This window comes from Cryobacterium tagatosivorans (assembly GCF_004402215.1).
GTDB lineage: Bacteria > Actinomycetota > Actinomycetes > Actinomycetales > Microbacteriaceae > Cryobacterium > Cryobacterium tagatosivorans.
In genome coordinates, this window is sequence record NZ_SOEZ01000059.1 from 33,832 (window position 1) to 54,958 (window position 21,127).

Annotated in this window: 18 protein-coding genes; 13 read left to right on the plus strand and 5 right to left on the minus strand. The window is 69.5% G+C overall.

The genetic code is table 11. The annotated features are described in order from the left end of the window. Positions 1-10: 10 nt before the first annotated feature. Complete coding sequence (locus E3O23_RS12210) at positions 11-1,387, plus strand: glucose-6-phosphate dehydrogenase (RefSeq protein WP_134491398.1); 1,377 nt, start codon at positions 11-13, stop codon at positions 1,385-1,387. 120 nt (positions 1,388-1,507) lie between these two features. On the opposite strand, the gene E3O23_RS12215 is transcribed toward E3O23_RS12210, so the two are convergent. Then, positions 1,508-1,897, minus strand: coding sequence for a hypothetical protein (locus E3O23_RS12215; RefSeq protein WP_134491400.1), 390 nt, complete (start codon positions 1,895-1,897; stop codon positions 1,508-1,510). A 102-nt stretch (positions 1,898-1,999) separates the two neighbouring features. Continuing rightward, entirely contained in the window at positions 2,000-2,188 is a 189-nt protein-coding gene (locus E3O23_RS12220; protein ID WP_134491402.1) for a hypothetical protein, read from the minus strand. A 169-nt stretch (positions 2,189-2,357) separates the two neighbouring features. Between E3O23_RS12220 and E3O23_RS12225 the strand changes: the two genes are divergently transcribed. The 6 genes from E3O23_RS12225 to E3O23_RS12250 all read left to right on the plus strand — a co-directional run bounded on the left by E3O23_RS12225 (position 2,358) and on the right by E3O23_RS12250 (position 10,660). Continuing rightward, on the plus strand, positions 2,358-4,592 hold the full coding sequence (locus E3O23_RS12225; RefSeq protein WP_134491404.1) for a bifunctional alpha,alpha-trehalose-phosphate synthase (UDP-forming)/trehalose-phosphatase: 2,235 nt from the start codon (positions 2,358-2,360) through the stop codon (positions 4,590-4,592). 56 nt (positions 4,593-4,648) lie between these two features. Beyond that, positions 4,649-6,343, plus strand: a complete 1,695-nt coding sequence (ilvD, locus tag E3O23_RS12230; RefSeq protein ID WP_134491406.1) for a dihydroxy-acid dehydratase — start codon at positions 4,649-4,651, stop codon at positions 6,341-6,343. A gap of 44 nt (positions 6,344-6,387) precedes the next feature. Next, positions 6,388-8,217, plus strand: coding sequence for an acetolactate synthase large subunit (locus E3O23_RS12235; protein WP_134491408.1), 1,830 nt, complete (start codon positions 6,388-6,390; stop codon positions 8,215-8,217). Positions 8,218-8,219: 2 nt separating this feature from the next. Further along, positions 8,220-8,729 carry an acetolactate synthase small subunit gene (gene ilvN / locus E3O23_RS12240; protein WP_134491410.1) on the plus strand — a complete coding sequence of 170 codons (510 nt, stop codon included), beginning with the start codon at positions 8,220-8,222 and terminating at the stop codon, positions 8,727-8,729. Positions 8,730-8,817: 88 nt separating this feature from the next. Continuing rightward, a complete protein-coding gene (ilvC, locus tag E3O23_RS12245) occupies positions 8,818-9,846 on the plus strand; it encodes a ketol-acid reductoisomerase (protein ID WP_134491412.1) in 1,029 nt (342 codons plus the stop codon). A gap of 25 nt (positions 9,847-9,871) precedes the next feature. Further along, the gene (locus tag E3O23_RS12250; protein WP_134491414.1) at positions 9,872-10,660 is read left to right on the plus strand and encodes a DUF998 domain-containing protein; all 789 of its coding nucleotides are present in this window, start codon (positions 9,872-9,874) and stop codon (positions 10,658-10,660) included. On the opposite strand, the gene ppsA is transcribed toward E3O23_RS12250, so the two are convergent. Then, on the minus strand, positions 10,558-12,933 hold the full coding sequence (ppsA, locus tag E3O23_RS12255) for a phosphoenolpyruvate synthase (RefSeq protein WP_134491416.1): 2,376 nt from the start codon (positions 12,931-12,933) through the stop codon (positions 10,558-10,560). The two genes, E3O23_RS12250 and ppsA, sit on opposite strands and share 103 nt — an antisense overlap. Positions 12,934-13,099: 166 nt before the next feature. On the opposite strand from ppsA, the gene E3O23_RS12260 reads away from it, so the two are divergent. The 3 genes from E3O23_RS12260 (at position 13,100) to E3O23_RS12270 (ending at position 17,589) form a co-directional block, all read left to right on the plus strand. Beyond that, positions 13,100-14,737, plus strand: a complete 1,638-nt coding sequence (locus tag E3O23_RS12260) for an alkaline phosphatase D family protein (protein ID WP_134491418.1) — start codon at positions 13,100-13,102, stop codon at positions 14,735-14,737. After that, positions 14,734-16,041: an alkaline phosphatase family protein gene (locus tag E3O23_RS12265; protein ID WP_338145310.1), complete on the plus strand. Its 1,308-nt coding sequence runs from the start codon at positions 14,734-14,736 to the stop codon at positions 16,039-16,041. The genes E3O23_RS12260 and E3O23_RS12265 overlap by 4 nt, the downstream gene beginning before the upstream one ends. A 147-nt stretch (positions 16,042-16,188) precedes the next feature. Next, positions 16,189-17,589: an FAD-binding oxidoreductase gene (locus E3O23_RS12270; RefSeq protein ID WP_134491420.1), complete on the plus strand. Its 1,401-nt coding sequence runs from the start codon at positions 16,189-16,191 to the stop codon at positions 17,587-17,589. Here the strand turns inward: E3O23_RS12270 and E3O23_RS12275 are convergent. Continuing rightward, entirely contained in the window at positions 17,586-18,509 is a 924-nt protein-coding gene (locus tag E3O23_RS12275; RefSeq protein ID WP_166790498.1) for an alpha/beta fold hydrolase, read from the minus strand. The two genes, E3O23_RS12270 and E3O23_RS12275, sit on opposite strands and share 4 nt — an antisense overlap. A 105-nt stretch (positions 18,510-18,614) precedes the next feature. Between E3O23_RS12275 and E3O23_RS12280 the strand changes: the two genes are divergently transcribed. Genes E3O23_RS12280 through E3O23_RS12290 form a run of 3 tightly spaced genes read left to right on the plus strand, consistent with a single transcriptional unit; the run spans position 18,615 to position 20,645 of the window. After that, positions 18,615-19,670, plus strand: a complete 1,056-nt coding sequence (locus E3O23_RS12280) for a zinc-dependent alcohol dehydrogenase family protein (protein ID WP_134491424.1) — start codon at positions 18,615-18,617, stop codon at positions 19,668-19,670. Positions 19,671-19,698: 28 nt separating this feature from the next. Further along, the gene (locus E3O23_RS12285) at positions 19,699-20,280 is read left to right on the plus strand and encodes a hypothetical protein (protein WP_134491426.1); all 582 of its coding nucleotides are present in this window, start codon (positions 19,699-19,701) and stop codon (positions 20,278-20,280) included. Next, positions 20,277-20,645, plus strand: a complete 369-nt coding sequence (locus tag E3O23_RS12290) for a hypothetical protein (RefSeq protein ID WP_134491428.1) — start codon at positions 20,277-20,279, stop codon at positions 20,643-20,645. The genes E3O23_RS12285 and E3O23_RS12290 overlap by 4 nt, the downstream gene beginning before the upstream one ends. Before the next feature lie 68 nt (positions 20,646-20,713). Here E3O23_RS12290 and E3O23_RS12295 read toward each other — a convergent pair whose 3' ends face one another. Continuing rightward, entirely contained in the window at positions 20,714-21,109 is a 396-nt protein-coding gene (locus tag E3O23_RS12295; RefSeq protein ID WP_134491430.1) for a DoxX family protein, read from the minus strand. Positions 21,110-21,127 lie beyond the last annotated feature (18 nt).

Sequence of the window (21,127 nt, forward strand, 5' to 3'; positions counted from 1 at the left end):
CGGTGGGCGTATGACGCAGCCCATCGCGACTCTCCTCATCCTCGGCGCAAGCGGAGACCTCACCTCCCGGCTCCTGCTGCCGGCGCTGGGGCAGCTCCTGACCGAGCAGCACGTGCGCCGGTTGCGCCTGGTCGGCGCCGGCAGCGACGACCTGTCGCCCGCCGAGTGGCGGGCGATCGTGGTGAAGTCGTTCGCCACCGCCGAGGCATCCGGCGCCTGCGTCGACCACCTCGTGGCCACGACCGTGTACCGCCGGGCCGATGTGACCCGGCCAGAGGAGCTGCAGGGGCTGCTCGCCCTGTGCGAGGGGGCGCCGGCCGTCTACTTCGCGCTGCCGCCGGCCGTGACCGGGCTGGTCTGCGAAGCGCTCGCCGAGCTGGAACTTCCCGGCGGCACCCAGCTCGCCCTGGAGAAGCCGTTCGGCTTCGACGAGGACAGTGCGGTTCGGCTCAATGCGAGCCTGGCCAGGCTCGTTCCCGAAGAGTGCATCCACCGCATCGACCATTTCCTCGGCCGGTCCACGGTCTTCAACCTGCTCGGCTTCCGGTTCGCGAACCGCATCTTCGAACCACTCTGGAACAACAACCACATCGAGCGTGTCGACATCGTCTATGACGAGCAGCTCGGACTCGAGGGACGAGCGGGCTACTACGACCGGGCAGGGGCACTGGTGGACATGATCCAGAGCCACCTCCTGCAGGTTCTCGCCGTGCTGGCCATGGAGCCGCCGGCGACGCTGGATGCCGCGGACCTGCGAGACGCGAAGGGGATCGTGCTGCGCGCCACCCGGGTGCGCGGCGGAAGCCCGAGTCGCTCGAGCCGGCGGGCCCGCTACGGCGCGGGCGTGGTCGCCGCGCGACCGGTGCCGGCCTACGTCGACGAGCCGGGCGTCGACCCCGCCAACGACACCGAGACCCTCGCCGAGGTGACCTTCGAGATCAACAACTGGCGGTGGGCCGGAGTGCCCTTCACCCTCCGGTCGGGCAAGGCCCTCGCCGCACGGCGCCGCGAGATCGTCGTCACCTTCAAGCCCGTTCCCCATCTGCCGGTGGGGCTCACCGGCCATGAGGAGCCGACGGTCCTGCGCATCTTCCTCGGGCCGGACGAGCTGTCCCTGGAGCTCAATCTCAACGGCCCGGGTGACCCGCATGTGCTCGAACGGGTCAGCCTGGGCGCGGTCTTCGGCCCGGGCCAGCTGCTGGCCTACGGGGAAGTGCTCGAGGGGGTGCTCGATTCCGATCCGGCGCTCTCCGTGCGGGGCGATGTCGCGGAGCAATGCTGGCGAATCGTGGCGCCGGTGCTTGCCGCCTGGCGCAAGGGGAAACCGCCGCTCGAAGAGTACACGGCGGGCACAACCGGACCGTCGGGCTGGAGCACCCTGGGCTAGGGTGTGCCTCCCAAGGCCAGCCGGGGCGGATTCGAACGCAACTGTGGCCCATTCGGACAACTGTTGCCCGCGTGCCGGCCACAGTCGTCCGGATGGGCCACAGTTGCCGCCAGACGGCTGTCAGGCGACGAGGCGGGTCTGCTCGCTCTTGCGGATGGACGCGATCGGGAGCTGCACGGGAGCCGCCACGGTCGCACGCTCCGGCTCGGCCCACACGGAGATCGGGGCGGGAGTCCAGGACAGGGCGGTCGGCTCTGCGTCGCGTTCGCCGCGAAGCTCGGCCTTCTGGCTGCTCAGGATCCCGGTCAGGGTCGTGGCGATCTGCGTCGCCTTGAGCCCGTGGAAAATGACGTCGGTATCGTCGGCGCTGCGGGAGACGAGCGTCCACTGGCCACGTTCGCCGATGAGTTCGGCGAGCTTGTCGTGCAACAACTCGAAGATCTGTTCGTCGCTGAGTTCAGGCGCGGACACCTGAATGACGGGTGCGACGCGACGTCGACGACCAAACATCGGGGGCCCCTTTCGAGCGGAACGACTGCTTGCCCCAATTCTCGCTGACGCGCACGGGATACCCAAGCCGGACACGCCGGGAGATCAGGCAGTTCGGGTCGTTCAGGCCTCGATCTTGTGCGCCCTGGCCTGTTCGACGACCGTGTCGATGGCGGCGACGGCGCTCAGCGCCCAGCCCAGCCACATCAGCACGAGTCGCCAATCGCGCGGCCCGTTCCTCGTGGCCTGGAAGATACTCCACCCGCCCATGATGACGCCGAGCATGGCACCGTTGAAAATGTACTTGCGCATGGGGCCTCCGCTTCGTCTGGCTCCTACCGTACTCGCGCACGGCTCGGATGGCGTTCCGGGGGCCCGCCTGTCGGCATCGCTCTCCCCGGCCGGGAATGTGGCCGGCTGGTAAACTCCTGATTTTGCAGCACACTTCGACAACAAAGCGCGCAGCGGAACGGACCTCCCCATCTCAACTCCCGCAGAAACCCGACAGTCCGCCGAGCCCCAGGGCGCCTACCCCCTGGTCGTCCTGTCGAACCGCCTGCCCGTGGATCACGAGGTGAATCCCGACGGATCCGACGCCTGGCGCACCTCGCCGGGAGGACTGGTGACCGCGCTGGAGCCCCTGATGCAGGCGTCGGATGGCGCCTGGATCGGCTGGCCAGGGGTCGCCGATCGGAGCTTCGATCCCTTCGAGAAGGACGGGATCTCGATCATCCCGGTTCGGCTGAGCGCCCTCGAGCTGGAGCAGTTCTACGAGGGCTTCTCCAACGACACGCTCTGGCCGCTGTACCACGATGTGATCGCCCCGCCGAGCTACCACCGGGAATGGTGGGACTCCTACGTTTCGGTGAATCGGCGCTTCGCCGAACGGGCGGCTGCGGCCGCTGCGCCGGGTGCCACGGTCTGGGTGCACGACTATCAGCTCCAGCTCGTGCCGCGGATGCTTCGCGAGGCGCGCCCCGACCTGCTGATCGGCTTCTTCAACCACATCCCGTTCCCGCCGTACGGAATCTACGCGCAGCTGCCGTGGCGCAAACAGATCCTCGACGGCCTTCTCGGCGCCGACCTGATCGGCTTCCAACGGGTCGCTGACGCCGGAAACTTCTCGGGCGCCGTGCGACGCCTGCTCGGCTACCCCACGCGCGGCGTGGCCATCGACGTTCCGGACACGGATGGTTCGCGCCGCGTGATCGCGAAGCACTTCCCCATCTCGATCGACGCGGCCAGCTACGAGGCGCTGGCCAGGCGACCCGACATCCAGGAGCGCGCCCGGCAGATCCGTGAAGACCTCGGCAACCCGAAGACGATCATGCTCGGCGTCGACCGGCTCGATTACACCAAGGGCATCGGGCACCGCATCAAGGCCTTCGGGGAACTGCTCGAAGAGGGCAGCCTGAACGTTGAGGATGTCACGCTGGTGCAGGTCGCGAGCCCCTCCCGGGAACGGGTCGGCACGTACATGGCCCTCCGCGACGAGATCGAGCTCGCCGTCGGCCGGCTGAACGGCGACTACTCCACCATCAGCCATACAGCCATCAGCTACCACCACCACGGGTACCCGCGGGAAGAGATGGTCGCCCTCTACCTGGCCGCGGACGTCATGCTCGTGACCGCCCTGCGGGACGGGATGAACCTCGTCGCCAAGGAGTACGTGGCCGTGCGATTCGATGGCGACGGGGTCCTGGTGCTGAGCGAATTCGCCGGAGCCGCCGACGAACTCAAACAGGCGATCCTGATCAACCCGCATGACATCGACGGCGTGAAGGCCGCCATCCTCCGTGCCATCGCCATGCCCCGGACCGAGCGCACGCGCCGGATGCGCGCGCTGCGCCGCAAGGTCTTCGACAACGATGTCGCCGCCTGGTCGGCATCCTTCCTCCGCACCCTGACCGAAGGAGCCGTCGTGCGCGCCGGAATACCCGACAAGCTCGTCGACGCCCTGCGTGAGTTCAGCGGCGCCGAGACGCTCCTGGTGGCCCTCGACTTCGACGGCACCCTTGCCCCGCACGTCGACGCCCCGGAAGAGGCGCGCGCGGTGGAAGGCACCCGTGAAGCCGTGCAGCGCCTGCTCGACCTCCCCGGCATTCGGGTCGCCTTTGTCTCCGGCCGCGCCCTGGTGAGCCTGCAGCACGTGGCGCAGCCGCAGGGCGAGGTGCTGCTGACCGGATCGCACGGCATCGAGGTGCAACTGGACACGCCGGAGATCGAGCTGGACCTGGTCGCCGCCGAACTCGAACAGCTCGACGCGCTCGCCGGCGTGCTCGACCGGATTGCCGGATCGACCTCCGGCACCTGGATCGAGCGCAAGCCGGCCGGCCTGGCGCTGCACACCCGGCTCGCGACGGCGCAGGACGGCCTGGCCGCCCAGCGCCAGGCGCGCGAGCAAACAGAGCAGCTCCTGCCGGGACTCACCGTGCGGGAGGGCAAGAACGTGCTCGAGTTCTCCGTCCGGTCGAGCACCAAGGGTGACGCCCTGGCGCGACTCCGGGATCACACGGGCGCCGACCGGGTGCTCTACGCGGGCGACGACGTGACCGATGAGGACGCGTTCGCGGTGCTGCGCGCTGGCGACATCGGCCTCAAGATCGGTCCGGGGGTGTCGCTGGCCGGTTACCGGGTCCGCGGCCCGGCCGAGGTCACCGAGGTGCTTGGCCTCCTCGCCGATTTCCGGGCGGCCGGATCCGCTGCGGCGAGCTGATCGCACGAGGCGTCACACGAGCGGTGGCCCTTGTCCCGACGTTCTAGACTCGGTGCATGCCTGAGAACGATCTGAAGCCACGCAGCCGAGCCGTCACCGACGGGATCGAAGCCACCACATCGCGCGGCATGCTCCGCGCCGTGGGGATGGGGGACGCCGACTGGGACAAGCCCCAGATCGGCATCGCCAGCTCGTGGAACGAGATCACGCCGTGCAACCTGTCCCTCGACCGCCTGGCCCAGGCGTCGAAGGAGGGCGTGCACTCCGGCGGCGGCTACCCGCTCCAATTCGGCACGATTTCCGTCTCCGACGGCATCTCGATGGGCCATGAGGGCATGCACTTCTCCCTCGTCTCGCGCGAGGTCATCGCCGACTCCGTCGAGGTCGTCATGCAGGCAGAGCGCCTCGACGGCTCGGTGCTGCTGGCGGGCTGCGACAAGTCGCTGCCCGGGATGCTCATGGCCGCGGCGCGCCTCGACCTCGCCTCCGTCTTCCTCTACGCCGGGTCGATCGCCCCCGGCTGGGTCAAGCTCTCGGACGGAACCGAAAAAGACATCACCATCATCGACTCCTTCGAGGCGGTCGGCGCGGTGAAGGCCGGACGGATGAGCGAGGCCGACGCCAAGCGCATCGAATGCGCCTTCGCCCCCGGTGAGGGCGCCTGTGGCGGCATGTACACGGCCAACACGATGGCGAGCGTCGCCGAGGCCCTCGGGATGAGCCTCCCCGGCTCCGCATCGCCGGCGTCGGCCGACCGCCGCCGCGACTACTACGCGCACCGCTCCGGCGAGGCCGTCGTCAACCTCCTGCGCCTGGGGATCACGGCCAGGGACATCCTCACCAAAAAGGCCTTCGAAAACGCGATCGCCGTCGCGATGGCCTTCGGCGGATCCACCAATGTCGTGCTTCACCTGCTCGCCATCGCCAGCGAGGCCGAGGTCGAGCTGACCCTCGACGACTTCAACCGCATCGGCGACAAGGTCCCGCACATCGGCGACCTCAAGCCCTTCGGCAAGTACGTCATGAACGACGTCGACCGCCACGGCGGAGTGCCGGCGGTCATGCGCGCGCTCCTCGAAGCCGGGCTGATCCACGGCGACGCCCTCACCGTCACCGGCAAGACGGTCGCCGAGAACCTGGCCGAGATCGACCCGCCCGACCTCGACGGCGAGGTCCTCCGCACCCTCGACAACCCGATCCACGCCAGCGGCGGCATCACCGTGCTCAAGGGCACAATGGCCCCCGAGGGCGCCGTCGTGAAGACCGCCGGCTTCGACAGCGACGTCTTCGAGGGACCGGCGCGGGTGTTCGAGCGCGAGCGCGCCGCAATGGACGCCCTGACCGAGGGACGCATCGAAAAGGGTGACGTCGTGATCATCCGTTACGAGGGGCCGAAGGGCGGTCCGGGCATGCGTGAGATGCTCTCGATCACCGCCGCCATCAAGGGCGCTGGGCTCGGTGCCGATGTACTACTATTGACTGATGGTCGGTTCTCAGGCGGCACAACCGGACTGTGTATCGGCCATATAGCACCCGAAGCGGTGGACGCAGGTCCCATCGCCTTCGTGCGCGATGGTGATCTCATACGGGTCGATATCGCAGCTCGCACGCTCGACCTACTGGTCGACCCTGATGAGCTGGCCACCCGCCGCACCGGCTGGGCTCCGCTTCCTCCGCGCTACACCCGTGGCGTCCTGGCTAAGTACACGAAGCTCGTGCAATCCGCGGCCCTGGGCGCGGTTACCGGCTAGGACTTCTGCTCACCGCTGCATCTGAAGTAGGGATTTGACCTTCCATGACCACGGAACCTTCGCCCGTGCCATCGCCCACACCGCGCGCCTCCACGGGGCCGGACAAGCCAGGCGCTGAGAGCTCAGCGCCGGAGGTCCTGACGGGTTCCGGCGCGATCATCCGCACCCTCGAGCTCCTCGGCGTCACCGATGTCTTCGGCATCCCCGGCGGCGCCGTCATCCCGCTCTACGACGAGCTGATGACGCAGGACGTCATCCGCCACATCCTCGTGCGGCACGAGCAGGGCGCCGGCCACGCGGCCGAGGGTTACGCCGCGGCCACGGGCCGCGTCGGCGTGGCCATCGCGACCTCCGGGCCGGGGGCGACCAACCTCGTCACGGCGATCGCGGATGCCTACATGGACTCCGTGCCCATCCTCTGCATCACCGGGCAGGTCTTCTCGACCTCGATGGGGACCGACGCGTTCCAGGAGGCCGACATCGTCGGCATCACCATGCCGATCACGAAGCACTCCTTCCTGGTGCGGCGCGCGGAAGAGATCCCGGCGGCCATCGCCGCGGCGTACCACATCGCCTCCACCGGCCGGCCAGGCCCCGTGCTCGTCGACATCACCAAGGACGCGCAGCAGAACAAGGCGCCGTTCATCTGGCCGCCCAAGCTCGACCTCCCCGGTTACCGTCCGATCACGAAGGCGCACGGCAAGCAGGTCCAGGCCGCCGCCCAGCTGCTCGTCGAGGCACGGAAGCCCGTGCTCTATGTCGGCGGCGGCGTCATCCGCGCCCATGCGTCGGCCGAGCTGCTGAAGCTCGCCGAACTGACCGGCGCGCCCGTCGTCACCACGCTCATGGCCCGCGGCGCCTTCCCGGACTCGCACGCCCAGCACGTCGGGATGCCCGGCATGCACGGCACCGTCCCGGCCGTCCTTGCGCTCCAGGAGAGCGACCTGATCGTGTCCCTCGGCGCGCGGTTCGACGACCGTGTCACCGGCAAGGTGTCCGAATTCGCGCCGAAGGCCAAGATCGTCCACGTCGACGTGGACCCCGCGGAGATCTCGAAGATCCGCGCGGCCGACGTGCCGATCGTCGGCGATGCCAAGGACGTCATCGCCGACCTCACCGTGGCGTACGCGGCCGCGGCCGCGGAAACGACTCCCGACATCAGCGTCTGGTGGTCCTACCTGAACGGCCTCCGCGAGGAGTACCCGCTGGGCTTCTCCGAGCCCTCCGACGGCCTCCTCGCTCCCCAGTACGTGATCAAGCGCATCGGCGAGCTGACCGGGCCGGAGGGCACCTACGCCGCCGGCGTCGGCCAGCACCAGATGTGGGCGGCCCAGTACATCAAGTACGAGCGTCCGAACTCCTGGCTGAACTCCGGCGGCGCCGGCACCATGGGGTACTCGGTTCCCGCCGCCATGGGTGCCAAGGTCGCCGAGCCGGACCGCGTGGTCTGGGCCATTGACGGCGACGGATGCTTCCAGATGACCAACCAGGAGCTCGCCACCTGCACGATCAACAACATCCCGATCAAGGTGGCGATCATCAACAACTCGTCCCTCGGCATGGTGCGCCAGTGGCAGTCGCTGTTCTACGACGGCCGGCACTCCTTCACCGACCTGAACACGGGCCACGGCACCGCGATGGTGCCCGACTTCGTCAAGCTGGCGGAGGCCTACGGTGCCCTCGCGATCCGGGTGACCAGCGCCGACCAGGTCGACGACGCGATCAAGCTCGCGCTGGCGACCAACGACCGGCCCGTCGTCATCGACTTCATCGTCAGCCGCGACGCGATGGTCTGGCCGATGGTGCCGCAGGGCGTCAGCAACAGTTACGTCCAGTACGCCAAAGACCACGCACCGACCTGGGAAGAGGAGTAACCATGAGCACCCACGTTCTCAGCCTCCTCGTTGAAAACAAGCCGGGCCTGCTGACGCGCGTCGCGGGCCTGTTCGCCCGGCGCGGTTTCAACATCGAGAGCCTCGCCGTCGGCCACAGCGAAATTGCGGGCCTGTCCCGGATCACGATCCTCGTCGACGTCGAAGACGTGCCGCTCGAGCAGGTGACGAAGCAGCTGAACAAGCTCATCAACGTGATCAAGATCGTTGAACTCGAGCCGTCGCAGTCGGTCCAGCGCGAACACCTGCTGATCAAGGTGCGTGCCGACAACGCCACCCGGTCCCAGGTGCTCGAGGCCGTTACGCTGTTCCGTGCCCGCGTGGTCGACGTCTCGACGGATGCCCTGGTGATCGAGGTCACCGGGGACTCCGGCAAGACGCAGGCCCTGCTCCGCGTGCTGGAGCCGTACGGAATCAAGGAGATCGCCCAGTCGGGCCTGCTCGCCATCGGGCGCGGCTCGAAATCGATCACCGACCGAGTTTTCAAGAACTAGGGTCTCGACACGCTCGACCACCGGGTTCCGGTTGTCGAGCTGGTCGAGACACGACCGCCGACAAACAACAACAAGGAGATAACCACTCGTGGCTGAGATCTATTACGACAAAGACGCCGACCTGTCGATCATCCAGGGCAAGAAGGTTGCCGTCATCGGTTACGGTTCGCAGGGCCACGCCCACGCGCAGAACCTGCGCGACTCCGGCGTCGAGGTCGTCGTCGGCCTCAAGGAGGGCTCGAAGTCCAAGGCCAAGGCCGAGGAAGCGGGCTTCACCGTCCTCAGCGCCGCGGAGGCATCCGCCTGGGCCGACGTGATCGTCATCCTCGCGCCCGACCAGGTGCAGCGCCACCTCTTCGCGGACGACGTGGAACCGAACCTCGCCCAGGGCAAGGCCCTCGTCTTCGGCCACGGCTTCAACATCCGCTTCGGCTACATCACCGCCCCCGAGGGCGTGGATGTCGTCATGGTCGCCCCGAAGGGACCAGGCCACACCGTGCGCCGCGAGTACGAGGCCGGCCGTGGCGTTCCCGTCATCGTCGCCGTCGAGAAGGATGCCTCGGGCAGCGCCTGGCCGCTGACCCTCAGCTACGCCAAGGCGATCGGCGGGCTCCGCGCCGCCGGCATCAAGACCACCTTCACCGAAGAGACCGAAACCGACCTGTTCGGTGAGCAGGCCGTGCTCTGCGGCGGCGCCTCGCAGCTCATCCAGTACGGCTTCGAGGTGCTGACCGAGGCCGGCTACCAGCCGCAGGTCGCCTACTTCGAGGTGCTGCACGAGCTCAAGCTCATCGTCGACCTGATGTGGGAGGGCGGCATCGCGAAGCAGCGGTGGAGCGTTTCGGACACGGCCGAGTACGGCGACTACGTCTCCGGCCCGCGCGTGATCGACGCGCACGTCAAGGAGAACATGAAGGCCGTTCTCGCCGACATCCAGAACGGCGCCTTTGCAGCTCGTTTCATCGCCGACCAGGACGCCGGAGCGCCGGAGTTCCTCGCGCTGCGCAAGAAGGGCGAAGAGCACCCGATCGAGGCCACCGGCCGCGAGCTGCGCAAGCTGTTCGCCTGGAACGCCTCGGCCGACGACGACTACGTCGACGGCGAAGCCGCGCGCTAAGCGACGCCCGGCGGGCAGTCACACAGTGCGCGTCAGCGACAGGGTCGGCCGTTCCCGGCCGGCCCTGTCGCCGCGTCCGGCGCGGCGCTTCGCCACCGCCGCGATGGTCGGCGTCGTTCTCTACATTCTCGTGGACGCGGTGCTGCAGTTCCTGCCTCCGCACTACAGCGTGGTCAGCGACGCGGAGAGCAACCTCGCGGTCGGCCCCTTCGGCTGGATCATGAACCTCAACTTCCTCGGCCGGGCCGGGCTCACGCTCTGCGCGGCCGGCGCCATCGGCCTGGTCGGCCCCGGGTCGAGGCTGCGGCGCACCGGGCTGGTTCTCCTTGTCATCGCCGGCGCGTGCTCGGCGGCGCTGGCCTTCCTGCCGACCGACATCAACGGTCGGGGGGAGTTCGGCCTGCGGACCTCGACCCTGACGGGCGCCCTCCACCTCGCGGTCGCGTCGCTCGGATTCCTCGCAGCCCTCGCCGCCTTCGCGTTGCTGACCGCCTGGCTGCGGGGCGTGCCCGCACTGCGACGGGTTTACCCGGCCGCCCTCGCCCTGACCGTCGTCGCGGCCGTCGGGCTGCTCTGTGTGGGCCTCGCCGACCACCTCGCGCCGACACTGCTGGGGCTCGCCGAACGGGTCTGCCTGGCCGGCATCCTCGGCTGGGCCTTCGTCGTCTGCGCGGCCATCCGCCGCAGGGTGACGGACTCGGCCGGCGCGACTCAGGGCTCGGCCAGCGCCAGCCAGGTTGACACGAGCGTGTCCGGCGACAGCGACATCGAGTCGATCCCCTCGGCGGCGAGCCACCGGGCGAAGTCCGGGTAGTCGCTCGGCCCCTGGCCGCAGATGCCCACGTACTTGCCCGCCCGCTTGCCCGCGGCGATGGCCTCGGAGATGAGCTTGAGCACGGCCGGGTCCCGTTCGTCGAAGGCGTCGGCGACGAGCGCGGAGTCCCGGTCGAGCCCGAGCGTCAGCTGGGTCAGGTCGTTGGAGCCGATGGAGAAGCCGTCGAAGTGCTCGAGGAATGCGTCGGCGAGCACGGCGTTGGCGGGGATCTCGCACATCATCACGACCTCCAGGCCGTTCCGCCCGCGTTCCAGCCCGTTCTCGCCGAGAATGCGGATCACTCCTTCCGCTTCGGCGATCGTCCGGACGAACGGGATCATGAGCTTGAGGTTGGTCAGCCCCATCGTGTCCCGCACGAACAGGGCGGCCTGGCACTCGAGGTCGAAGCTCGCCCGGAAGGCGTCGGAGACGTACCGGGACGCGCCCCGGTACCCGATCATCGGGTTCTCCTCGTCGGGCTCGAACGACCGGCCGCCGAGCAGGTTGGCGTATTCGTTGGACTTGAAATCGGAGAACCGCACGATGACGGGCTCGGGGGCGAAGGCGGCGGCGATGGTCGCGATGCCCTCCGCGAGGCGCTTCACGTAGTAGGCGGTGGCCCCGCCATAGGCATCCGTTCGCTGGTGGATTTCCGCGACGACCTCATCCGTCAGCCCGGCGGTGTTGCCCGACTCCACCGCGATCAGCGCCGCCGGGTGGATGCCGATCCTGGTGCTGATGATGAATTCGAGCCGGGCCAGGCCGACGCCGTGGTGCGGCAGCGAGGCGAGCGAGAAGGCCTGCTCGGGGGAGCCGACATTGAGCATCAGGCGGGGGCCGATCGGCGGGAGGTCGCTCACGCTGACCTCATCCACGGTGAAGTCGACGAGCCCGTCGAACACGCGACCGGTCTCACCCTCGGCGCAGCTGACGGTGACCGGCTGCCCGTCGTACAGTGCGGCGGTGGCGGTGCCGGTGCCCACGATCGCCGGAATCCCGAGTTCGCGGGCGATGATCGCCGCGTGGCAGGTGCGGCCTCCGCGGTTCGTCACGATCGCGCTGGCCTTCTTGATGACCGGCTCCCAGTCGGGGTCCGTCATGTCCGTGACGAGGACGTCGCCCGGCTGCAGCCGCCCCATCTCCGCGGTCGAGGCGAGCACCCGGGTGATGCCGCTGCCGATCTTGCGGCCCACGGCCCGGCCGGACAGGAGTTCCTCGGCCTCCTCGGTGAGGCGGTACTGGCGGAGGACACCGCCCGGCTCTGCGCGGGACTCCACGGTCTCCGGCCGGGCCTGCAGGATGTAGAGGCGGCCGTCGACGCCGCTCTTGCCCCACTCGATGTCCATCGCCCGGCCGTAGTGGGCCTCGATGGTGACGGCCATCCGGGCGAGTTCGTGCACGTCGTCGTCGGTGATGCTGAACCGGCGCCGGTCGGCCACGGGCACCGGCTCGAAGCGCGTGGTCGCCTCTCCTCCGCCCGCGTACACCATCCGTTGCTCCTTCGTGCCGAGTTCGTGACTGAGGATCGCGAACTTCCCCGCGGCCAGGGATCCCTTGTAGACCCGGAACTCGTCCGGATTGACCGCCCCCTGGACGATCGCTTCGCCGAGCCCCCAGACCGAGTTGATCAGCACGAGGTCCTTGAAGCCGGATTCGGTGTCGATGGTGAACAGCACCCCGGAGGCGCCGATGTCGGAGCGGACCATCACCTGCACCCCGACCGACAGGGCGATGCCCAGGGTGGGCACGTCGTGGTGCGCCCGGTAGGCGATCGCCCGGTCGGTGAACAGGGACGAGTACACCTCGGGCAGCCGGCGCAGTACCTCGTCGATTCCCTCCACATTGAGCAACGTCTCCTGCTGGCCGGCGAAGGATGCCTCGGGCAGGTCCTCCGCGGTGGCGCTGGAGCGCATGGCCACGCTCAGGCCCGCGGGGTTGCAGCTCTCCAGCTGGCGGAAGGCCTCCCGCACCTCGGCCTCGAGGGGCGGAGGAAGCGTGCCGGCGACGATCGCCGCGCGGATGGAGGCGCCGGCGGCCTGCAGCGCCGCGAGGTTGTTGGTGTCCAGGCCGCCCAGCGCCCGGTCGATCTCCCTGTCGATGCCGTTCTCGAGCAGGAACTCCCGGAAGGCGTCCGAGGTCGTGGCGAATCCCATCGGCACGGTCACGCCGAGCGAGGACAGGTGGGAGATCATCTCCCCGAGGGACGCATTCTTGCCGCCCAGGGCACCCAGATCGGCCAGCGACGCGTCGCCCAGCCAGATAACTCGTCGCATCCGTTTGCTCCGCTCATCGACACAAGGAACAGGGGTCCCTCGACGCAAGGTACACCCAAAGATTCCCGGCGCGGGGCGTGGACGGCGGACGAACCCGGGGGGAACAGCGGGTGAACAGGCCCCGGAAGCGCGAAGGCCCGTGAAGGGGCACCCCCAGACTGGGGGCATGAGTCCTTTCAATCGACGAGATTTGTTGCGGTCCGCCGGCGTCATCGCATTTGCCGGTGCCGCCGCGACGGCGGGCACGCTGCCGGCCCGCGCCGCCGCTTCCGCAACCGCGGCCGGATTCCGGCACGGTGTTGCGTCGGGTGACCCGTTGCCGAGCAGCGTGCTGCTCTGGACGCGCATCACCCCGACGCCCGATGCGGAGCCCGGGTCGGGCGTTGGCCCCGACGTCACCGTGAGCTGGGAGGTGGCCGAGGACTCCGGCTTCCTACGGATGGCGGCCCGCGGGTCCGTCCGGACCGGACCCGCTCGCGACCACACGGTCAAGGTCATTCCAGGGGGACTGAAGCCCGGCACCGCGTACTGGTACCGGTTCACGGCATCCGGCGTGACGTCGGCGACAGGTCGGACGCGCACGGCACCCGCTGCCGGGGCCGCGGTGGACCGGCTGCGCATGGGGGTGGTCTCCTGCGCCAACTGGCAGGCCGGGTACTTCTCGGCCTATCGCTACCTCGCGGACCGTGGCGACCTGGATGTGGTCCTGCACCTCGGCGACTACCTGTACGAGTACGCCCCCGGCGAGTACCAGGCGCGGGACGTCGTCGTGCGACCGCATGATCCGGCGGTCGAGATGACCACGTTGTCGCACTACCGCCGCCGCCACGCGCAGTACAAAACCGACCTCGACCTGCAGGCGCTGCACGCGGCGGTTCCGTTCGTGGTCACCTGGGACGACCACGAATTCGCCAACGACGCCTGGTCGGGCGGGGCGGAGAACCACACGGAGGGCGTGGAAGGCGCCTGGGCGGCCCGACGCGACGCATCCAAGCAGGCGTACGCCGAGTGGATGCCGGTGCGCTTCGAGCCCGGCGGGCACATCTACCGGCGTTTCGAGTTCGGCGCCCTGGCCAGCATCTCCATGCTGGACCTGCGCACGTACCGAAGCCGGCAGGCGTCCAGCGTCGTCGACCCTGCGATCGGCAGCCCGGCCCGGACCCTCACCGGTGACGCGCAGATGGACTGGCTGCTCGGCGGCTTCTCCTCGCCGGCCACCCAGTGGAAGCTCATCGGCAATCCCGTCATGATCGCCCCGGTGCGCTTCCCCTCCACGCTCAGCGCGCAGGAAGTCGGCGCGGTCGAACAACTCCTGGGAACCACCGCGATCGACGGCGTCCCCTACAACGTGGACCAGTGGGACGGGTACACGGCTGACCGCAGCCGGGTGATCAGCCACCTCCGCGATAACGCCATCACGGACGCCGTCTTCCTCACCGGGGACATCCACTCCGGCTGGGCCTGCGACGTGCCGGCGGATCCGCTGACCTACCCGTCGAACGGCGCGTCCGTGGCCGCCGAGCTGGTCTGCACGTCGGTGACCAGCGACAACCTGGACGACATCCTGGGGACGCCGCCACGGACGTCATCCGTCGCCGTCGAGGAGGCCTTCAAGGGCGCGAATCCGCACGTGAAGTACCTGGACTTCGACTCGCACGGGTTCTCCGTGCTCGAGGTCACACCGGGTGCCCTGCGGATGGACTGGTACGTGCTCTCCGAGCGCACGAACCGCGCGGCGACCAGCACACTGTCGACCTCGTGGCAGGTCGCCGCGGGCACCCAGGCCGTCAGCCGCGTCCTGTGAACGCCGCCCAGACCCCGTCGTCCGCCGGCTTCCCGGCTGCCGACCGGCGCCAGTTCCTCAGACTGGCCGCGGCCGGTGGCGCCTCCGTCATGCTGTCCGTCGCGGCGGGGACCGCGCTCCCCGCGCGCGCGGCCGCTGCCACGGCGCCGGGTCCACGCACCCGCGTCTACGTGCTGGTCGTCGACGGCTGCAGGCCGGATGAGATCACGTCGGCGCTGACCCCGCGCCTGGCGGCTCTCCGTTCCGCCGGGACCAACTTCCCCGCTGCCCGCTCCCTGCCGGTCATGGAGACCATCCCGAACCACGTGATGATGATGACCGGCGTTCGGCCGGACCGATCCGGGGTGCCGGCCAACTCGGTCTACGACCGCGCCGAGGCCGTCGTCCGCGACCTGGACCGGCCGACCGACCTGCGATTCCCGACCCTGCTCGACCGGCTCAGGGATGAGGGCTTCTCGACGGGCTCCGTCCTCAGCAAGCGCTATCTCTTCGGCATCTTCGGCGAGCGCGCCACCTACCGCTGGGAGCCGTCCCCGCTCCTCCCGGTGACCGGCCACGCGCCGGACAACTTCACGGTCGATGCGCTGATCGCCATGGTCGACGGCGTCGATCCTGACTTCGTGTTCACGAACCTCGGCGACGTTGACCGCGTGGGGCACTCGGACGTCTCCGGCACAACCCTGCAGGCCGCCCGGACCACGGCCCTGGCCGACACCGACAACCAGGTCGGCCGCTTCGTGGACCACCTCGTCGCGGCGGGCACCTGGCAGAGCAGCGTGCTGATCGTGCTCGCCGACCATTCGATGGACTGGTCCATCCCGTCGAACGTTATTTCCGTCGATCAGATCCTCTCCGGCCGTGCGGACCTGCGCGAGCAGATCGCCATCGCCCAGAACGGCGGGGCCGACCTGCTCTCCTGGACGGGGCCGCTCCGCTCTCGGGATGCCGGACTGGCCGACATCCGCGGCCTCGTGGCCGCGCACCCCGGGGTCCTGTCCGTTTTCGCCCCCGGCGACCTGCGCCTGGGGCCGGAGGCGGGGGACCTGGTCGCGTTCTGCCGGGCCGGCTGGCGCTTCTCCGATCCCTACATCGCGTCGAATCCGATACCGGGCAACCACGGGCATCCGGCCACCGAACCGATTCCCTTCTTCGTTGCCGGCGGGAGTCCGAGAGTCTCCACCGGGGTGTCCTCCCAGCCCGCCCGCACGATCGATGTGGCGCCGACGGTCGGGGCACTGTTCGGGCTGGCCGCGCCCGCGGGCGGCTACGACGGGACGGCGCGGGTCGACGCTTTCGCGGGCTGACCTTCCGATCACGCGGCCCTTGCGAGGGCGTTTCACCCTGCCGATAATGGACGAAGCGGATGATCCGGGCCGCGCTCACCCAGCCAGTGCGGCCGACCGCATACACGTCTATATCGGTCTGGATCGGCAAAGGTGTGGGTGAGACAGATGGGTGATCACAAGGCCATGGCCTCGGCTGCCGTCGACGATCTGCGGGGTCAGGTCGCCGGAACCGTGCTGCTGGCCGACGACCCCGGGTATGACGAGGCCAGGCGCGTCTGGAACGGGATGATAGATCGACGGCCGGCGGCGGTGGTGCGCGCGGCCTCTGCGGCCGACATCGCCCCGACCGTGCGGTACGCGAGGTCGCACGCGCTGCCCCTCGCGGTGCGCGGAGGCGGGCACAACGTCGCCGGCAACGGAACCGTCGACGGCGGCATCGTGCTCGACCTGGGCGGGCTGACGGCCGTGCGGGTCGACGAGGAAGGCGGCACGGTGCAGGCCCAGGCCGGCGCAACCCTCGGCGACATCGACCGGGCGACCGCGCCGCACCATCTGGCTGTGCCCGTCGGGGTGGTCTCGGGAACCGGCGTGGCCGGCCTGACTCTGGGCGGGGGAGTCGGCTGGCTGACCCGTGCCCACGGCCTGACGATCGACAGCCTCCTCTCGGCCGACCTGGTCACGGCGTCGGGTGAGCTCCTGCGCGCGAGCGCCACCGAGAACCCGGAGTTGTTCTGGGGGATACGGGGAGGCGGAGGCAATTTCGGCGTGGTGTCCTCATTCACGTTCCGCGCGCATCCGCTGCCCGCGGAGGTGTTCTCCGGCAGCCTCGTCTACCGCCGCGACGGCTGGGCCAATGCTCTCCGGGCCTACGAGGCCTGGACGCGCGACCTGCCCGATGAGCTGACCTCGATAGTCTCGTTCTTAGTTCCGCCGGAGACTTGGGAACTCGGCGGTGACCCGCTGATGCTGCTGGGGTTCGTCTGGGCGTCACCGGACGCCGCGGAGGGCGGGCGGATCGTCGACCGGCTGAGGGCGGCGGCTCCTCCCGACACGGAAATGGTCGAGCCGGCCCGCTGGGCCGAGTGGCAGTCGGCCGCGGACGAGATGTTCCCGAAGGGCGTGCGGGGGTACTGGAAGAACACCTCGTTCGACCGGCTCGATGACGACGTGATCGGAACGCTGGTGCGTCGGGGAGCCGAACAGACCTGGCGGGGGACGGGCTTCGACATCCACCACCTGGGCGGGGCGTACGGGCGCGTCGCCGAAGACGCAACGCCCTTCCCGAACCGGTCCGCGCGGTTCTGGCTGAATGTCTACGGCTACTGGCCGGATGCCGCGGACGACGTACCGTGCACCGCCTTCGTGCGCGGGATGGCCGGCGACATGGAGCCGTACTCGACCGGCGGGCAGTACCTGAACTTCCTCGGCGAGGAGCGCGGGCGCGATCCTCTCGCCCAGGCGCTGTCGATCTACGGCCCGGAGAAGTTGCAGCGCCTCGCCGCCCTCAAACGCGAGGTCGACCCGGAGAACATCTTCCGGCTGAACCACAACATCCCGCCGGTCTAGGCGCAGCGCCGCCGCAGGTACTGCGCGACCGGCTCCGGCGCGAAATAGACCACGTGGCCGACGCCGTCGATGACGTCGGGTTCTGCCGGATCGGCCGACCCGGGGCGCCGCCGGACCCGGGTCAGCTCGCGCGCGATCTCGCCGAAGACGGGATGCGACGCGTTGCCGAACGCGAAGCGGATGTCGGCGGCCGACTCGGCCAGGGCCCGCCGGTCGACGGGCTCGCCGGTGATCGGGAGGTCGCCCCGGATGAAATTCTCGGCCAGGGCTTCGCCGCGAGCGGCGTACCAGTCCAGGCCCCGCGGGGCGGCGAGCAGCCCGGACGGCCGGACGGCGGACGGCTCGGCGCCGGGCTGCTCGACCCGCGCGGCGTCGGACGCCAGCGCCACCGCCCCGGCCCAGTCGCCGGGATGCACGGCGAGGTGCCGGTCCACCTGCGCGCCGACGCGGGCGGCCAGGTCGCGACCGGATGCCGTCAGCTGGAAGTAGCCCGGTTCGAACACCGTGACGCGTCGCACCGTCTCGGGGTGGCGCAGGGCCAGCCGCACGGCAGCGATCCCGCCTGCGCTGGCGCCGAAGACGTCCGCGCGGGTGTGGGCGCCGCCCGCGTCAGCGCCGAGTCCGAGGGCGTGGAGCAGTTCCGCGGCGTCGTCCGCATGCCGGGCGGAGTCGCAGGGCCAGCCGTCGCGGCTGCTCCGCAGGGTGCCGCGGGGGTCATAGGTGACGACGGTGAACCCGGTCAGCCGTTCGGCGATGGGGCGGAACATCTCCGCGTCATCACTGGCCGCTCCGATGATCAGGATCGTCGGGCCGGTGCCGCGCACCTCCGCGTGGAGCCGGCATCCGTTCACCTCATGCAGACCGGCCCGCGGCGCCTCGGCACAGGGGAGGGCGAAGGGATTCGTGGTCTGGTCCGCCATGCAGGGAATCGTAGCCCCGCCACGGCGCCCGGGAGTACGGTGGGCAGAGGCGGGCGGTTGCCCGCAACGCAGGTCCACTGAATAAAGTCCACTGAGGGAGTCACCGTGAAGGCACTGGTATATGGCGGTCCGGGCAAGAAGGCCTGGCAGGACGTTCCGGATCCGGAGATCGTGCATGCCACCGACGCGATCGTGCGGGTCGACACGACGACCATCTGCGGCACCGACCTGCACATTCTCAAGGGCGACGTGCCGGCCGTGCAGGTCGGCCGGATCCTCGGCCACGAGGGCGTCGGCACGATCACGGCCGTGGGCTCCTCGGTGAGCAGCCTCGCCGTGGGCGACCGCGTCATCATCTCCTGCATCAAGTCCTGCGGGCACTGTGCCAACTGCAAGTCCGAACTGTATTCGCACTGCCTCGGCGACGAAGGCCAGTCGGGCATCGGCTGGGTCTTCGGGCACCTGATCGACGGCACTCAGGCCGAATACGTGCGCGTGCCCTATGCGGAGAACTCCCTGCACAAGATGCCGGCGGGGGTCAGCGACGACCAGGCGGTCATGCTCTCCGACATCCTGCCGACCGGCTTCGAGATCGGCGTGCAGTACGGGCGGGTCAAGCCCGGTGATGTGGTGGCCGTGATCGGTGCCGGGCCGGTGGGCCTGGCGGCGATCGCCACGGCGGGGCTCTACGGCGCCGCGACCATCATCGCCCTCGACCTGGATCCGAACCGCCTCGAGCAGGCGAAGGGGTTCGGGGCGACGGACACCGTGCTTTCCGGCGCGGCCGACTGGAAGGAGCAGGTCTTCGCCCTGACCGACGGTGCCGGGGTCGATGTCGCCATCGAGGCGGTCGGCATCCCGCAGACCTTCACCATGGCCACCGAAATCGTGCGGCCCGGCGGGAACGTCGCCAACGTCGGAGTCCACGGCAAGCCGGTGGAGCTGCACCTCGAGAACCTGTGGATCCAGAACATCAACATCAGCATGGGGCTGGTCAACGCCAACACGACGCCCATGCTGCTCAAGCTGGTGGCGCAGAACAAGATCCCCGCCGAGAAGCTCGCGACGCACCACTTCAGCTTCGACCAGTTCCTCGAGGCCTACGACACCTTCTCCCGCGCGGCGGAAACGAAGGCGCTGAAAGTGGTGATCAGCCGGTAATCCTCCGCGGGCTCGGTAACCTAGGCAGATGACTTCTCATCGGGATGACGATGCCCTCGGCTGGGCCGGCGACGACGATCCGACGCTCGCGTCCGGTTCGGCCCAGGGGCGGCGCGCCCCCGAGGTCCGGCCCGGCGCCGAACCGGAGGCGGAACGTGCCCCCGAGGACGCGCCGGATTCCGTGCCGGAGCCCGGGCCGGCGCCCGGCACCGGGCCGGAAACCGAGCCCGAGCCCGAGCCCGAGGTGCCGGACGGCTGGTCCATCGCCGGGCCAACGGCCGCGGTCGAGGCGCAGGCGGCACGCGAGGCGGCCGCCCCGGCGAGTTCGGCCGCGCTCATCGCACTGGGCATCTTCGCCGGGATCTACCTGCTCTACACGCTCGGCTGGTTCTTCAGTGTCGGCCGGATCGAGAATCCGCTGGCCGAGCCGGTGGCCAGGTTCATGTTCTCGCTGGGCCTCGGTTTCGCCGTCGCGGCTCCGGCCGCCTGGTTCGGTACGACCTACTGGTTCACCTCGGCACACGGGCGCGCACGCATCTCCTGGCTCCTGGCCGGCGCGGTGCTGCTCGCGCCGCTCCCCATCATTCTCGGCACCGGAGGAATCTCATGAGCGAGGCATCCGAATCGCGGTCCGCCGCCGCCCAGCCGGCCGGGCGGCGGACGCCGCAGTGGGTCGTCGTCACGATCGCCGTGTTCTTCGGCCTGTTCTACGCCTACGACGCGTGGGAGGCGGTGGGCAACCTGGTTGGCCTCAACCTCGCCGCGCAGGGCCTGGACACGCAGCTGAGCGGCGGCGGCTGGGCGTTGCTCCTTGCCGGCATTCTGCTGCCCGTGCTCGTCTACGTACTGGCGTTCTGGCTCGGCCGCGGCCGCACCGCCGTGGCCAGGACCGTGCTCTTCCTCGTCGGGCTCTGCCTCGTCGCCGTGCTCACCCTCGACATCTTCACCTTCGGCCTCGGCGCCCTCCTCATCTGACCGCGAAACCGCAGTTGTGCGCGTCATTCGGGCGTTTTAGCGCGCACAACTGCGGTTTCGCGGGGTTTTCAGGCGATCGCGAGGACGATGAGGGCCATCAGGGCGAGCTGGCCGAGGAGGCGCGGCACGAGCGGGATGGCGACCCGACCGAAGCGCTCCGGGTGCCGGGCGGCGTACGCGTTCGCCGGGAAGACGAGGGCCAGGAACACCACCAGGCAGACGCCGGACGTCACAATCGTCGGCGGGTAGAGCAGGCCGATTCCCCCGGCCAGTTCGCAGAGCCCGGTGACGATGACGAGGTTGCGCGGGTTCAGGAATCCGCTCCAGCGCAGGCGAGGCGGGACCATCGCCGCCATGGTGCGCTGCACTCCGGGCCTGAAGTGCGCGATTCCCGCCCCCACGAAGACGAGGGCCAGCAGCAGGCGGAGCGCCAACTGGATGCCGGGAAACGTAACGCTGCTCATCGGTCCATTCTGCAGCCA

What these genes read in the sequence shown, in the direction of transcription:
- E3O23_RS12235 (WP_134491408.1), top strand. Translation starts at nt 6,388, where the DNA reads ATGACCACGGAACCTTCGCCCGTGCCATCGCCCACACCGCGCGCCTCC.
- E3O23_RS12275 (WP_166790498.1), bottom strand. Translation starts at nt 18,509, where the DNA reads ATGGCGGACCAGACCACGAATCCCTTCGCCCTCCCCTGTGCCGAGGCG.
- E3O23_RS12285 (WP_134491426.1), top strand. Translation starts at nt 19,699, where the DNA reads ATGACTTCTCATCGGGATGACGATGCCCTCGGCTGGGCCGGCGACGAC.
- E3O23_RS12295 (WP_134491430.1), bottom strand. Translation starts at nt 21,109, where the DNA reads ATGAGCAGCGTTACGTTTCCCGGCATCCAGTTGGCGCTCCGCCTGCTG.
- ppsA (WP_134491416.1), bottom strand. Translation starts at nt 12,933, where the DNA reads ATGCGACGAGTTATCTGGCTGGGCGACGCGTCGCTGGCCGATCTGGGT.
- ilvD (WP_134491406.1), top strand. Translation starts at nt 4,649, where the DNA reads ATGCCTGAGAACGATCTGAAGCCACGCAGCCGAGCCGTCACCGACGGG.
- E3O23_RS12210 (WP_134491398.1), top strand. Translation starts at nt 11, where the DNA reads ATGACGCAGCCCATCGCGACTCTCCTCATCCTCGGCGCAAGCGGAGAC.
- E3O23_RS12220 (WP_134491402.1), bottom strand. Translation starts at nt 2,188, where the DNA reads ATGCGCAAGTACATTTTCAACGGTGCCATGCTCGGCGTCATCATGGGC.
- E3O23_RS12270 (WP_134491420.1), top strand. Translation starts at nt 16,189, where the DNA reads ATGGGTGATCACAAGGCCATGGCCTCGGCTGCCGTCGACGATCTGCGG.
- E3O23_RS12215 (WP_134491400.1), bottom strand. Translation starts at nt 1,897, where the DNA reads ATGTTTGGTCGTCGACGTCGCGTCGCACCCGTCATTCAGGTGTCCGCG.
- E3O23_RS12260 (WP_134491418.1), top strand. Translation starts at nt 13,100, where the DNA reads ATGAGTCCTTTCAATCGACGAGATTTGTTGCGGTCCGCCGGCGTCATC.
- ilvN (WP_134491410.1), top strand. Translation starts at nt 8,220, where the DNA reads ATGAGCACCCACGTTCTCAGCCTCCTCGTTGAAAACAAGCCGGGCCTG.
- E3O23_RS12290 (WP_134491428.1), top strand. Translation starts at nt 20,277, where the DNA reads ATGAGCGAGGCATCCGAATCGCGGTCCGCCGCCGCCCAGCCGGCCGGG.